Genomic DNA, 14,670 nt, shown 5'->3' with positions numbered 1-14,670 from the left:
GACAAGCGGTTCGTTTGAAAGAGAGAATCTTTTATAGCAAATGAGCGAGGCGGCAAAATCATAGGGAAGACGCAAGAAAACCGAACCGCTGCAGTTGCAGTCGGTTCGGCCTGGATGTCGTTACTTCGTTTCCGCAGCCGCCGGCTCTGCAAGTTTGTCCAGCGTTACGGTCACTTTGAAATAATCGCCGTCAATTTCGATGCGCAGCTCGCCGCCGTGCAGGTCGACGATGCTCTTGGCAATCGCGAGCCCGAGGCCGGAGCCTTCGGTATGTCTCGACGAATCGCCGCGCTTGAACCGTTCGAGCAGCTCTTCGACTTCGAATTCGATCTCGTAGGCGGATACGTTTTTTACGGCGAATACGACCTGCCGCTCGTTCTCGGTTAACGAGACGTATACCCTTGTATTCGGCATGGCGTATTTCAACGCGTTGCCAATCAGATTTTCGAAGACGCGCCATATTTTTTTACCGTCGAGCCGGGCGGGTATTTTATGCTCCGGTATCGACACCCGGAACTGGCACGAGGACGCCTCGATGCGATCACTGAACTCGGCCATCGCCTGATTGAGCAGGGAAGCGACGTTGACGACGTCCAGATTCAGCTCCGCCGCACCGCTGGCCATTTTGGACGCTTCGAACAGATCGTCGATCAGCGCTTTCAGCCGCTGTGTTTTTCGATCCAGGATGGCGATGTACGCTTCGCGGTCCGGTTCGGTAGTGCCGCTTTTTTTCAGCAAATCGACGTAGCTGATAATCGAGGTAAGCGGCGTTTTCAGATCATGCGACACGTTGGTGATCAGCTCGGTTTTCAGCCGTTCGCTTTTCATTTGGCTTTGCAGCGCGGTTTGAAAACCATCCTTCATGCTGTTGATTTGATGCGCCAGAAGGTATAGATTGCCTTTGCCTGCCGGCTTGACCGTCGTTTCGAACCAGCCGGCCGCTATCGCCTCCGAACCGGCCAAGATGGAATTGAAGGCGGTGATTCGTTTCAACACATAAGGCACGACAGCGAACAGATAGAAAGCGATATAAGCGGTGCATAGCAGGACGGCAACGTCAAGCCCGTCATCCAGGGCAATCGGGAGAAGGAGTGCGGTCATGCCGAGTATTGCGGTTAACGCGAACAGTGCGCCCGCTTTGAACAGCAGTCCGCGGTTATCCAGATTTTGCGCAATCCCATGCTTCAGCCGGCGGCTGCACGAGGCTTCCCATTGACGCCGCAGCTCTCCCGGGGTGCGGAACAAAGCCAGCGTTTCCTTCGCCTGCAGCAAGAGGAACGCCGTGCACAGAAGGAGAGGCAGCCACGGGAAGACGGTGCCGAAGCGAAGCGGCAGCTTGAATGCCGACGCGAAATCCGCAAATACAAAAAACAGATAAACAGCGGCAAGAAGGATGAGCGCTCGGATATCGAGCGGAACTTTGCGGTAAGGTTCCATGGACGCTTCGATCCATTGCGGCCGGCCGATCCGCAGCTTGCGAATGCCGTAGAACGCGAGAGCGGCCAAGAGCAATGCGGCGCCTGCGAGCACGCATTCCTTGAGAAGCCGTTCCCGAATGGACAAATAATAGCGGTAATCGGCGTGAACTTGACTGAATTCCCTAGGCTCCTTGTAGACGAGGAGGGTGCCTTCCAGCCGGTTTTGCTTGAAATATTGGCTGATGGACAGCATATTCCTGGCTTCTCCCGGCGCGCTCGGAAACGCTCGCCAGTAGAGCGCCGTATCTTTCAGCCAGCCAGGATCCGGTACGCCCGGCAAATTCGTATAGATTTGGCCGGTGTTTTTATTTTGGATGTAGTAGCCGAAAATACCGTCGCGGCGTTCCACATTCCGCTTCACGTCTTTATATTGATTTTCCAGAAAGGCGATATGCTCAGAAATATCGCGCTGCAGCTGGGCGTTCAATTGGGCGGCTGCTTTTCCAAGCTGCTGGTTCATCTCCCCGGTCAGCGGTTGCGGCTGCGCCGCCCCGTCGACAGGTACGGCTGTGCCTTTGGCTTCGTAGCTTCGGCGAATTTCCTGCTCCTTCTCGCGAATCATCGACTCGTAGCTGCTGCGCAGTCTGCGGATGTATTCCGTATTCGTCTTGGCGGCAGGTCCCCATTCCGGGTAATTTCGATAATCGATATGATAATATTGGAGCATTTCCCACTCCGTCGTCATTTGCGAAGCAAACGGATCGCTTTGAAAATAGTAGTCGCTCTGCAAGTAAGCGCGGTTGCCAATGACATCCCAGCTTGAAAGCAGGCCGACCAGCAGCAGCATGATCGCCAACCCCCAGCTTAGCGTAGGGTACCTCTTATTTCTCGATTTTGTATCCAATGCCCCACACCACCTTCAAATATTGCGGTTCCTTCGGGTTGATCTCAATTTTCTCCCGAATTCTGCGCACATGGACCGCCACCGTATTTTCCGCGTTAATGTACGGCTCTTTCCATACGAGCTCGTAAATTTCCTCGATGGAAAACACGCGTCCCTTATGTTCCATCAGCAGCTCGAGAATTTTGAACTCCGTTGCCGTCAGCCGCACTTCTTCCTGATCGACGGAGACCGATTTGGTTTGTTTGTTGAGCGTCAGCCCTTTGACCCGCAGCTCGTCCTCATTCGGCTTATAATTGCCAAGATGCGTGTAGCGTCTTAATTGCGACTTGACCCGAGCCGTCAGCTCCAGCGGATTGAACGGCTTGCCGAGGTAGTCGTCCGCTCCGACCGTCAGGCCGAGAATTTTGTCCGTATCCTCTGTTTTGGCGGACAGCATCAGGATCGGAATGTTCCGGCTTTCCCTAATTTTGAACGTCGTCTTGATCCCGTCGAGCCGGGGCATCATAATGTCCAGAATGATCAGATGAATGTCTTCCTTCTCCAGGATGGCCAGCGCTTCCAGCCCGTCTCCGGCTTTAAAGACGTTCATGTTCTCGTTCCGCAAGTAAATTTCGATCGCTTCCTGAATTTCCACCTCGTCGTCGACAACGAGGACATTATAGGCTGATGGCATGATTATACTCCTTGAGCGTTAGTTTCCGGTTCGTGTGCTTTTCGCGAAAGGCATACATCTATACTAAAAGATACGTTTAACAAATTACCAATGAAAAATCTTACAAATTTATGAAGAATGGCTTCCTGCTTTAGACGATAGCAAAAAAGGACCTTTGCCGGCGGGAAAGCTGACAAAAGTCCTTGCTTACGTGATTTCTTCACTCTTTTCTGTAGTTTAGAACGGTGTAGACGATAAACAGAGCGAGCAGAAAGAGGGCTGCCAATATTATAGACGTTTGCCGAAAAGCGATGATAATTCCCGCAATCGAGTTAACCACGGAAATAATCAAGATAACCCACATGATGGTATGATTCGGCTTGTGGCAATGAAGCCTTGATAAGGAAGTGAAGCCCCATCTTTTTTTCAGAATATACAACGAGAGCAACAAATGAAGGGCGATAAAGCACCACGATTCCACGGTATAGTCTTCGGCCAATTTGACGAGGGTCAGACTTACATCGCAACGACTGAATAGGAACGTAACGGTGAACTCCAACAAGCCGCTTATGGTCACGCCCACGAAGATGATCGTGAACGAACGGAGCCACCCCGATCCCGTTAACACCGCAAAGACGATATATGCGAGCATCGGCGGAAGAAAAGTAATGAGCGCAATCTCGTTATAATATTGGATGACGAGCGAAAGACTGGCAGCGAAGAACGATACAATGACGATTTCTTTCCTGTACTTGAGCGGATGGTTACGAAAAAAGGCAAGCCCGCTTAAGGTAATTGCAATCCACGAGCAAAACGAAACGGCGAACGAATGAACGAAATTCAATTTCATGACTCCCGGCAACCAAATTTATGCTTTTCATATTATACATCTGTTTGCCGTTCCGTTCGCTAGGAATTCATTGGAAAATGAGCAATGCGAAATGTGCGGGCATAGGCGCTGTTCTCTGTCACGCTCGGCCCCATTCCTCGTTGGCTTTGCGGAATTCCCCCGGGGGAACGCCGAGCGACTTCTTGAACATGCGTATAAACGAATTGACGCTTTGATATCCGACGAGCTGCGACACGTCCTGGATTTTGAGATCGGTTTGCAGCAGCAGCTCCTGCGCCTTACGGATGCGGAACGTATTGACGTAATCGCTGAAATTCGTTCCTTTCTTCTCCTTGAAGTAGGTGGACAAGTACGCCGGCGAAATATTCAGCTTGTCGGCCAGCAGGTCCAGCGACAAATCTTCCTGGTAGTTCGCTTCCACGTACTCGATGACGAAGCTGGTAATATAGTCGGTTTCCGCTTTCTTCTTCTTGATCAGCGCGGACGCCGAGGCCAGGAAATAAGACATAAACCGCTCGTAATCCTCGAATTGGTAGCAGTCCCGAATTTGATCGTACGGCGAACAGGAGGGCAAGGCCGTCTCCATCTCCAGCCGCAGCGAATCGAAAGCGCGGTCGACCTTCTGGACGATCTCGCCGGCATAGGCGGCGAATTGCGCAGCGGTCGCGTCTTTGCGGTGCATGGCATGCAGCGTCCGCTTCACAAGCTGCAGCACGCCGTTCTCGTTGCCGGCCAGCAGATTGGCGGTGAACTCCTGTTCCTCCTGCGCACTCCAACCGGTTTTTTCCGGCATGGTGTCTCCCTCGGTAATGATTTGCGTTTCCTCGCCCAGCTTTCTCAGCTTGATCCGCTGCAGCAAATAGTCGTACGCCGCCGTAAATTCGGAGGAATCCCGATAGGTGGGACTGAACGCTACCGTAATAAGACAATACTTTTTGTCCATATCGAACACTTGCTTGAAAAATTGCAATATTTCCGTGACGTCGCGGCCGCCGGTTTCTTCGGGAAAGATGAGCGACAAGATTTGATCGCGTTCCATCTGGAACGTAAGGCAATCCTTGTAATACTCCGCAAAGTGCGACTGAATGAACTCGCGAATGTAATAGGAAGCGCGGTTTTGCTCGACCTCCAGCTCCTCCTGGAACCGCTGCAGGAAGCTGAGCTGGAACAGTACGAGCAGAAACGGCTTGTTCGGCTCGGGCTGCAGCTTGCCGTCTCCCATTTGCGTATGGATCATTTTGATCTTGTTAAGATAGGCATAGTTTTTGAGGACATCGTTTTTTTGGTTCAGGTCGGTGTTGATGTCTTGATTGCGCTTGAACAAATCCCGGAGCTCATCGCTGATCAGGTCGAACTCCTTGATCCGGCTGCGCGGCGAAGCGGCAAAATTGAGCTGCTGGATTGACTTGACGATATTGGCGATCGGGTTGTTCATTTTCAGGCTGAACACGATGGAGACGCCGATGCTGATGACAAGAGCGGCCACGAGCAGCATGGCGAGCAGGATGTTCATGCGCACGATTTGCGAGGCGATCTTCTCGTTCGGAATGACACTCATATACGTGAAGCCGCTGTCGCCGCCTTGTTGGTAAAAATAATAATCGCTGCCCTTCTTCACAAAGCCTTGACGGGCGGGAAGCGCAGGGAAGGCAGGTCGATCCGTTTCGCCGGAGGCGCTGAACAGCAGCTCTCCGTCGCTGTTGCTTATATAGAACCGGTTCCCCAGCGAAGGCTGGAAGAAGGCATCGTACAGCTTGGCGCTGTCCAGCAGCGCAATGATCGCGAACTGGCTGTTGTAGGAGTTTTTGATCAGAAGCGGCATAAACGAGCCTTTGGCGACTTCGTTCTCCAGGCCTTGCTCCGTGAAGCTGGCCGATGGATACACTTTGAAGTTGAACGGCTTGCCGAACTCCTCCCTCCAGAAATCGGGCGTATAACGATCGGATTTGTAAAATTTGGTGAACATCGAGTCGAGTCTGCTGCTCCCGTCCTTCTCGATTACAGCCGACCGGTCTGGAAACAAATAAATCATGTTGTTCAAATAAAGCAGCGGGTTCTGGAGCATCTGCTGCAAATCTTTGCGCACCTGGTAAGCGACGTCGTAGAACGTACCGTCCGGCTGTCTGCTGCTGAGCATCGGCGCCTTATCGTTGAAATACAGGCTCAATCCCAAATTTCTCACCAGGCTCAGATGCTTTTCGTAATTGTTCACCGTCGCATTCAGGTTCAGGCTGTTGTTTTTAATAATTTCCCCCTGGATGTTGGTTAGAAAAAAACGGTATGACACGAAATTGAAAGAGACGAGAAGTAGAATAATGACGATGAAACTGGTCAGCAGTTTGAAAAATAAAGAACGGCTGGCGGCTGTTCGCTGTATCGTCTCTTGGATCATCCGAGCCCCTCCTCATCCTGTCTTTTCGATTAATAAAATTATACCACCGGGCTTTCGCCAGAGGAACCGTTTTGCCGCAATCGGCCGATCACCAATTTTTTAACAAGTTACCGATTTTTTAAGTTTTCGTAAAACGGCTAACGTTTGCAAGACTTGGCGATAGGCGCAGGGCGGGTTGGCGGCTTATGATAAACGCATCGCAGGGAACTATCGCTTCACAAAAGAATGGGGAGGGGAGGGAGGATAAGCTATGGCAGGTACGGAAAGTGTTCAGGTAGACGATATGCGGGGCACGGCACTTCGAGGCCGAACGAGATTTGCAAGCGGCTGGAAAAAAATCAGGAAAAGCCAATATTTGCTGCTGCTGTTTCTGCCCTGTTTGGTGTACTTCATCTTATTCAAATACATGCCGATGTTCGGCATCGTCATCTCCTTTAAAAATTACAACCTATACAAAGGCATCTGGGGAAGCGATTGGGTCGGCCTGAAATATTACAACATGTTTTTCGCCAATCCCGATTTTCTCATCCTGCTGCGCAATACGTTTCTGCTCGGGCTGTATAAGCTGATCTTCGGTTTTCCGGCGCCGATCGTGCTCGCGCTCATGCTGAACGAAGTCAAGAACGCGCTGTTCAAGCGGTTTGTGCAGACGGCAAGCTATTTGCCGCATTTTATATCCAACGTCGTCATCGCCAGCATGGTTGTCATGTTCTTGTCGCCGTCCGGAGGACTGATCAACCGGCTGCTCGGAGCGTTCGGCGCGGAGCCGATCAACTTCCTGGTGCTGCCCGAGTTGTTCCGTTCCATCTATGTGGCATCCGAGATATGGCAGCATATCGGCTGGGAAACGATCATTTATTTGGCGGCGCTGACGTCGATCGATCCGATGCTGTACGAGGCGGCGGAGATGGACGGAGCGGGGCGGTTCAAGAAGCTGATGCACGTCACCTTGCCGGGCATCGCACCGGCCATTGTCATCTTGTTCGTGCTTAACGTCGGCAAAGTGCTGGAGATCGGATTCGAGAAAGTGTTTCTGCTGTACACGCCGGCAACGTATGAGACCGCCGATATATTGAGCACTTATGTATACCGCACCGGGCTGCTGCAGGGCAACTTCAGCTATGCCGCCGCGATTGATCTGTTTACCGGCGTTGTGAGCCTCATCTTTATTTTTTCGGCGAATTACTTGAGCCGGAAGCTGTCCGAAACAAGCTTGTGGTAAGAAGGGGGCGAGTGGTGTATGAAACGCAAATGGACATTATTCGGCGTCGTGAACGGTCTGATCCTGCTGTGCGTCGTCGTGGTCACTCTGTATCCGTTCCTATACATGGCGGCTGTGTCCCTGAGCAAAGATGTCTATGTTATGAAGGGTCTTGTCACATGGTATCCGAAAGGATTCAATGTGGATATGTACAAGCTGGTGCTGAAAGATCCGCGCATCTTCCAGTCTTATCTGAATACGATCGTCTACACCGTAGTCGGTACGGCGATCTCGCTGGCGGTCACGTCTGCCGGGGCATACGCGCTGTCCAAAAAAACGATGGTGTTCCACCGCGGCTTTACGCTGATGATCATCTTTACGATGTTTTTCAGCGGCGGGATGATTCCAACGTTCCTGGTTGTCAAATCGTACGGGCTGATGGATACGATCTGGGCGATGGTGCTGCCTGGAGCGGTCAGCACATGGAACCTGCTCGTCATGCGTACCTTTTTCCTCGGCATACCCGCAGAGCTGGAAGAATCGGGCCGGATGGACGGCTTGAACGACCTCGGTATTTTTTGGCGGATCGTCATCCCGCTGTCCAAGGCCGTGTTCGCTACCATCGGTTTGTTTTACGCCGTGGCCATGTGGAACAATTTCATGCTTCCTCTGCTGTACTTGCGCGATCCGGATCTGTTCCCGCTGCAGGTCATCCTGCGCAACATCGTGCTTGCCGGGCAAATCAACTCGGCGGAGGCGAACAGCATCGGCGGCGACAATATGGTTGTGGAGGAATCGCTTAAGTTTGCGACGATCATGGTGTCGACGATACCGATCCTGATCGTGTATCCGCTGCTCCAAAAGTATTTTGTAAAAGGCGTCATGATCGGCGCTGTCAAAGGCTAAGCCGCCCGGTGCGGTTGGGGAGCTTTCGTGTGGATCGCATGAACACAGAACTTTGACAAAGGAGAGATTTGGGATGAAAAAGGGGATATTCGCATCCGTATCGGTCGTGCTTGCGCTGGGGGCGGTTGTAGGCTGCAGCGGGGGAAATAAGTCGCCGCAAGCCGCAGGAGGAGACAGCGGGGACACCAAGACGAAGAAGACGTTCACCATGCTGACGGAATCGCATCCGAGCTGGCCGTACAACAAAGACTGGCTGATCTGGAAGCTGATCGAGGAGAAGACGGGCGTCACGCTGAATATGCAGGTGCCGTCGGGCAAGCTGGCCGATACGGTCAACCTGAACGTCGCTTCCGGCAACATGCCGGACATCATGTTCATGCTCGACCGCGGGCAGGCGAACAAGTTCGGCCAGCAGGGCGCGCTTGTCAACATATTGGAATATACCGATCTGATGCCGAATTTCAAAAAATGGATGGCTCAATATCCGGACGACACCCGCTCGGCGATCGCCGCCGACGGCAAAATGTACATGTTCCCGAACCAGGGCTTCGGCGAAACGAACCGGATGGTATGGCTGTATCGCGAAGATATTTTCAAAAAGAACAACTTGAAGGTTCCTGCCAACTACGACGAGCTGTACGAGACGCTGAAAAAATTGAAGCAGCTGTATCCGAATACGTATCCGTTCAGCACCCGTTTCGGTATGGATCTGGCGCTGATGAAAAATTTGTCCGCCAATTTCGATACGAACGAAGGGTTTTACGTCGATCCGAAGACGAAAGCCGTCAAATACGGACCGATCGAAGACGGCTACAAGAAGATGGTGGAATATCTCGCCAAGTTTTACAAGGACGGCTTGATGCCCGCCGATTGGCTGACGATGGATACAAAGCAGTGGCAGGATATTATGTCGACGAACAAATCGTTCGTCACGGTCGACTACATCAGCCGGATCGACTTCTTCAACGCGTCGCTGCGCAAGGATAATCCCGAATTTACGATTAACTTTATGGCGCCTCCGGCCGGATCGCCGGGCGGCAAGCAGGTGAACGCGTTCACTAGCTACCTGGAATCGGGCATGACCGTCTCTTCCACGTCGAAGAGCATTAAAGACATTATGAAATTTGCTGACTTTTATTATTCGGAAAATGGCAGAGATATTGCCAGCTGGGGCCAAGAAGGTGTAACCTATACGGTAGAAAATGGCAAGAAGAAAATCAAATCCGACTTCATCGATATCGCCGACCTGCGCAAAAAGACGGGACTTGCGACGAACGGTGCCTATCAATGGATTGATTACGACGCGCATTTGTCTCTCGCCTCCAAGGAGCTTCAAGCCGCCTATACGGAGTCGCGCAAATACGACGGCCCGTATAACCAGAAGCCCGCTTTCAACGAGAAGGAGCTGGAGACGATCTCGACAATCGGTCAAGCGATCGACAAGAACCGGTTGGAGAATATCTCCAAGTTCATTCTCGGCACGAAGAGCATGGACGAATGGGACAAATATGTGGACGGCGTCAAGAAGCTCGGATTGCAGCAACTGCTTGATACGTACAAAACCGCGTACGACCGCACGTCGAACGTGAGTCTGAAGTAGCGGGAAAGGAGTTCTCCGGCCATGAGTTACCGCGTTGCATTGGTAGGAGCGGGGGGCATTGCCGTCCGGCATTTGGAGGCGCTTGCGAAGACGGACCGGTTTCGGTCCGTTTCCGCCGCCGATCTGGACCGGGGCAAAGTCGAGAAGCTGTCAGCCCAGTACGGCATCGCGCCCTATACCGATTATAAGGAAATGATCGAACGGGAGAAGCCGGATGTCGCAGTGATTACGCTTCCTCATTTCCTGCACAAGGAAGCGGCTGTGTTCTGCGCGGAGCGGGGCTGCCATATGCTGCTCGAGAAGCCGATGGCTTTGACGCTGGCGGAATGCGACGAAATTGCCGACGCCGTGAAGCGCAGCAGCGTCCGGCTGTTCGTAGGCCATACGCAGCACTATATCGCCGAGAACCGGAAGGCGAAGCAGTTGATCGAGCAGGGCGAATTGGGCGAGCTTGTCATGATTAACGATACGCGTCATATTCATTATTATCGGGAAGACCGACCGGGCTGGTTTTTAGAGAAGGCGAAGGCGGGAGGCGGCATTCTGTTCAATCTCGGATCGCATTCGATCGATAAAATCCAATGGCTGTCGTCCAGCCGGGTGACCGGGGTCAAAGCGGTCCTGTCCCACTTCGGCCCGAGGGGCGATGTGGAAGGCAGCGGGCTCGTCTTTATGGATACGGACACCGGCGTACCGGCAACGATCGCCCAATCCGGCTATCCGGGCGCATCCAAGAATGAGACGGAGTTTGTGTTTACGAAGGGCATGCTTCGCGTCGCGACGGGGCAAAGCCTCTGGATCAGCGATGGCGGCGAGTACCGCAAGGTGCCGGTTGATCCGCAGGAGGTGCCGTTCGTGCTGCAGTTCGAGGATTTAGCAAGCTATATCGATACAGGTACGGAACCGGAATGCGGGTTGGACTATGCCCGCAGTGTCGTCGCCGTCACGGAGGCGATCTATCGTTCCCACGAAAGGCAGTCGTATTGTAACGTATAACAACGGTAAAGAGGTGAATGAATTGACGGAAAAAGTAAAGTTTGCGATTGTCGGAGCGGGCGTCATTGCTCCGTTCCATGCGAAAGCGATTACGAACAACCCGAACGCGGAGCTGGTAGCGATCGCCGATGTGGAGCCGGCGAAAGCGAGCAAGCTGGCCGGTGAATACGGCGTCGGCACGGTGTATGCCGATTACGAAGAGATGCTGAAGAACGAAGAGATTGACGTCATCAGCGTATGCACGCCGAGCGGCCTGCACGGGGAAGTCGCGATTGCTGCGGCTCAGGCGGGCAAGCATATTTTCTGCGAGAAGCCGCTGGAGATTACTTCGGCGAAGATGCAGCAGATGATTGATGCGGCCGAGCAGTATAACGTGAAGCTGGGCTGCGTGTTCCAGCGTCGCGTCATGCCTTCGTCGCTCGTCGTCAAGAAGGCGGTGGAGGAAGGCAAGCTCGGCAAGCTGGTGCTGGGCGACGCGTACCTGAAATATTACCGCAGCCCGGAATATTACCGCAGCGCCGGCTGGCGCGGCACATGGGCGCTCGACGGCGGCGGCGCGCTGATGAACCAGGGCGTCCACGGCATCGACCTGATCCAGTGGCTGATGGGCGACGTTGAGTCCGTCTTCGCGCGGTCGGCGGCGCTTGTGCGCGACATTGAAGTGGAGGATACGGCGGTCGCCGTCGTCAAGTACAAATGCGGCGCCTTCGGTGTCATTCAGGGAACGACGTCCGTTTACCCGGGGCTGGAAACCCGCTTCGAGCTTCACGGGGAGAACGGCTCGATCATTTTTGCCGACAGCGGCATCAAGCAGTGGAAATTCGCGAACAGCGACGAAGCGGCGCCGGAAGCGGGCGCTTTCGTGAGCTCGAGCAGCGACCCGAGCAAAATTGCCGACAGCGGCCACTACGTGCTGTGCGAGGATTTGATTCAAGCGATCCGCGAAGATCGCGAGCCGCTGGTTTCGGGCAAAGAGGCGAAGAAATCGGTCGATCTCATCCTGGCGATTTACGAGTCGGCGCGGACCGGAAAAGAAGTGTTTTTGGGGTAGAGCGGATCGTTTCTCTAGGAGTATTATGTGTGAGCGAGGCGTGTAGTCAGGACTTCTGTTTAGCCCTGTTGACTCTCATTGAAGGGGATTACGGTGGCGATGTCAGCTATCCTACGGAAATTTAATATAAGCTAACGAAGCTAGCTTTCCTACGGAAAACTCAGCATAAGCTTACGAAGCCAGTTTTCCTGCGGAAAACTCTTAGGAGGTTAAAAACCATGGTATTAAAAATCGGCATTATCGGACTGGATACGTCCCATGTCCCTGCTTTTACGAAGCTGTTGAACGATTCCGAAGCGTCTTATCATATCACCGGCGGTCAAGTGGTTGCTGCCTTTCCAGGCGGATCGCCGGACTTTGAACTGAGTATTTCCCGTGTGGATGGGTATACGAATGAGCTTCGGGATAAATACGGCGTGCATATCGTCGAATCGCCCGAACAGGTCGCTGAACGCTGCGACGCCATCCTGCTGGAATCGGTGGACGGCCGAGTGCATCTGGAGCAGTTCCGGCGCATCGCGCCGTTCGGCAAGCCGGTATTCATCGACAAACCGTTTGCCGTCAGCTCGGAGGATGCGAGACAAATCGCCAAGCTGTCGCGCGAGCACGGCATCCCCGTCATGAGCGCATCGGCGCTGCGGTTCGCCGAAGCGCTGCAGGACGCGAAGCGCGTGGAGGATCAAGGCGACGTAATCGGCGCCGACTTTTACGGGCCGATGGCGTTGCAGCCGACGCAGCCGGGTTTGTTCTGGTATGGGGTGCACACCGTCGACATGCTGTACCAAATCATGGGCGGTGGCTGCGTGGAAGTGATTGCGGCGACGCAGGAGGATCACGACGTCATTACCGGCTTCTGGAAAGACGGCCGTATCGGCACGATCCGCGGCAACCGGAAGGGCAACAATAAATTCGGCGGCGTCGTACACCGGGTGAAGCGCTCGGATTACATCGACGTGTACGCCAATCCGAAGCCGTACTACGCGAGCCTGCTCGAACAGGTCATGGACATGTTCCGCACAGGACAACCGGGGATCGATCTGGACGAAACGGTGGAAATCATTCGTTTCATGGAAGCGGCCAACGAGAGCCGAAGCACCGGGAAGCGAGTCGCGTTAACGGTACAATAAGTTCGGTGAAGCGCTAAGCGTGAACGGGAGCTTTCTATACGAGTAAAACGGCCTGTTTCCAAGGCTCGCTTGCTGCACAAACCCTGAGAATCAGCAATTGTTTGAAATGCGAAGTTGAGTTTTCTGTTAAAAACTCGGAGGAAGTGAACGGCTGATGGAAACGGCAAATCCGCACCGCTGGAAAATCATCCACGTTGTCAACGCAGGCACGTTCATGTCGACGCTCGACGTCGGCATCGTCAACGTGGCGCTGCCGGCCATGGCTATCCAGTTCGGAGTGCCCTTATCGATCGTTCAATGGGTCGTCACCTCGTATCTTTTGATACTGGTGGCGGCTTTACCCATTTTGGGGATCGTCTCGGACAAGATCGGTCGTCACCGCGTATACAGTATGGGCTTTCTCGTATTCGGCGCCGGTTCGCTGATGGCCGCGATATCCGGCGGCATGGCGGGCATGCTCGTATCCCGCTGTGTCCAGGGACTTGGCGCCGCCATGATTATGGCGAACAGCCAGGCGATGGTCCGCCAAGTTTTTCCCGATCGGGAGCGGGGGCGGGCACTCGGCATGAATGCCGTCGTGATCTCGATCGGTACATTGTCGGGACCGGCGCTGGGCGGCCTCCTGATGAACGTGACCGGCTGGCCGGCGTTGTTCTGGGTGAACGTGCCGATCGGCTTGGCGGCCATGATGCTTGGCCTGCGCTGGTTTCCGAAGGCGGAAGCGGGGGGAAGCAGGCAGCGGCTGGATTACGGCGGAGCTTTCCTGCTTGCCGCTGCTGTCGCTCTGCTGATGCTGGCAGCGACGGATTCAGCTCTTCCGAATACGCCGTTGCAGGCAATTGTAGGCGTGCTGCTGCTCATCTTGTTCCTGTGGCATGAAAGCCGGATCGATTACGGGCTGCTTGACCGGTCGTTGTTTGCGATCCGCCCCATATGGACCGGCAATGTCTCGGCCTTCATCATTCATTTGGCGCAGATGGCCGGACTGCTCCCGCTTACCTTTTATATGCAGCAGCTGCTGGGATTCTCATCCTCGGAGACGGGACTGTATTTGTCGCTCCAGCCGCTAGCTATGGGCATCACCGCGCCCCTGGCCGGCTGGTACCGAGACCGTCGCGGCGCGTTTGCGCCGCTGCTGCTCGGGCCTGCGCTATGCGCGGCGTCCGTGCTGTGGCTGGCGCTGTCGCCGGCCGTAACCGTAATCGGCATTGTGCTGCATCTTGCGTTGTACGGCATCGGCATGGGGCTGTTTCAGGCGACCAATAACGCCGAGATGATGAGCGCCGCACCGATGAATAAGATCAGCTTGACCGGCAGCTTGCTGGCGTTGATTCGCTATCTTGGCATGATCGGCGGGGTGGCGCTCGTCGCGCTGCTTGTTGGTGATCTGGGCGGCGCAGCCATCAATACGGAGACGGCAACCCCATGGGTGCGCCTGCTGTTCGGCGTGTGCTTCCTGCTCTGTCTCGGAGCGGTAGGGGTCGGGCTGCTTCGGAAGCAGCCGACCTCGAAATCATCCGGTGCTCGAATCGTTCAATCGAACTCGAAAGCTACGTGAAGTTTAGAGAGCGTC

General features: G+C 54.0%; 11 protein-coding genes. 7 read left to right on the top strand and 4 right to left on the bottom strand.

Annotated elements, in window-relative coordinates:
* Positions 1-120: 120 nt before the first annotated feature.
* The 4 genes from KXG62_RS24960 to KXG62_RS24945 all read right to left on the bottom strand — a co-directional run bounded on the left by KXG62_RS24960 (position 121) and on the right by KXG62_RS24945 (position 6,216).
* Positions 121-2,322, bottom strand: coding sequence for a sensor histidine kinase (locus tag KXG62_RS24960; protein WP_218094742.1), 2,202 nt, complete (start codon positions 2,320-2,322; stop codon positions 121-123).
* Positions 2,300-2,995, bottom strand: coding sequence for a response regulator transcription factor (locus KXG62_RS24955; protein ID WP_218094741.1), 696 nt, complete (start codon positions 2,993-2,995; stop codon positions 2,300-2,302). Before KXG62_RS24955 ends, KXG62_RS24960 begins: the two co-directional genes overlap by 23 nt.
* A 199-nt stretch (positions 2,996-3,194) precedes the next feature.
* Complete coding sequence (locus KXG62_RS24950) at positions 3,195-3,818, bottom strand: hypothetical protein (RefSeq protein WP_218094740.1); 624 nt, start codon at positions 3,816-3,818, stop codon at positions 3,195-3,197.
* 124 nt (positions 3,819-3,942) lie between these two features.
* Positions 3,943-6,216, bottom strand: a complete 2,274-nt coding sequence (locus KXG62_RS24945) for a helix-turn-helix domain-containing protein (protein WP_218094739.1) — start codon at positions 6,214-6,216, stop codon at positions 3,943-3,945.
* 283 nt (positions 6,217-6,499) lie between these two features.
* Between KXG62_RS24945 and KXG62_RS24940 the strand changes: the two genes are divergently transcribed.
* From KXG62_RS24940 to KXG62_RS24910, 7 genes are all read left to right on the top strand, one after another.
* Positions 6,500-7,438, top strand: a complete 939-nt coding sequence (locus KXG62_RS24940) for an ABC transporter permease (RefSeq protein WP_218094760.1) — start codon at positions 6,500-6,502, stop codon at positions 7,436-7,438.
* Between the two features lie 18 nt (positions 7,439-7,456).
* The gene (locus KXG62_RS24935; protein ID WP_218094738.1) at positions 7,457-8,323 is read left to right on the top strand and encodes a carbohydrate ABC transporter permease; all 867 of its coding nucleotides are present in this window, start codon (positions 7,457-7,459) and stop codon (positions 8,321-8,323) included.
* A 73-nt stretch (positions 8,324-8,396) separates the two neighbouring features.
* On the top strand, positions 8,397-9,923 hold the full coding sequence (locus tag KXG62_RS24930; RefSeq protein ID WP_218094737.1) for an extracellular solute-binding protein: 1,527 nt from the start codon (positions 8,397-8,399) through the stop codon (positions 9,921-9,923).
* 21 nt (positions 9,924-9,944) lie between these two features.
* Positions 9,945-10,919 (top strand): Gfo/Idh/MocA family protein, encoded by a 975-nt coding sequence (locus KXG62_RS24925; RefSeq protein WP_218094736.1) that lies wholly within the window; start codon positions 9,945-9,947, stop codon positions 10,917-10,919.
* A gap of 13 nt (positions 10,920-10,932) precedes the next feature.
* Positions 10,933-11,970, top strand: a complete 1,038-nt coding sequence (locus tag KXG62_RS24920) for a Gfo/Idh/MocA family protein (RefSeq protein ID WP_425517376.1) — start codon at positions 10,933-10,935, stop codon at positions 11,968-11,970.
* A 218-nt stretch (positions 11,971-12,188) separates the two neighbouring features.
* Positions 12,189-13,097: a Gfo/Idh/MocA family protein gene (locus KXG62_RS24915; RefSeq protein WP_218094734.1), complete on the top strand. Its 909-nt coding sequence runs from the start codon at positions 12,189-12,191 to the stop codon at positions 13,095-13,097.
* Positions 13,098-13,251: 154 nt separating this feature from the next.
* Complete coding sequence (locus tag KXG62_RS24910; protein ID WP_218094733.1) at positions 13,252-14,655, top strand: MFS transporter; 1,404 nt, start codon at positions 13,252-13,254, stop codon at positions 14,653-14,655.
* The last annotated feature ends 15 nt before the right edge of the window (positions 14,656-14,670 follow it).

This window comes from Paenibacillus solanacearum, from assembly GCF_910593845.1.
In the GTDB taxonomy this organism is placed as follows: domain Bacteria; phylum Bacillota; class Bacilli; order Paenibacillales; family NBRC-103111; genus Paenibacillus_G; species Paenibacillus_G solanacearum.
The sequence above is the reverse complement of the archived record's forward strand: the minus strand, read 5'-3'. Positions and strand labels throughout refer to the sequence as shown.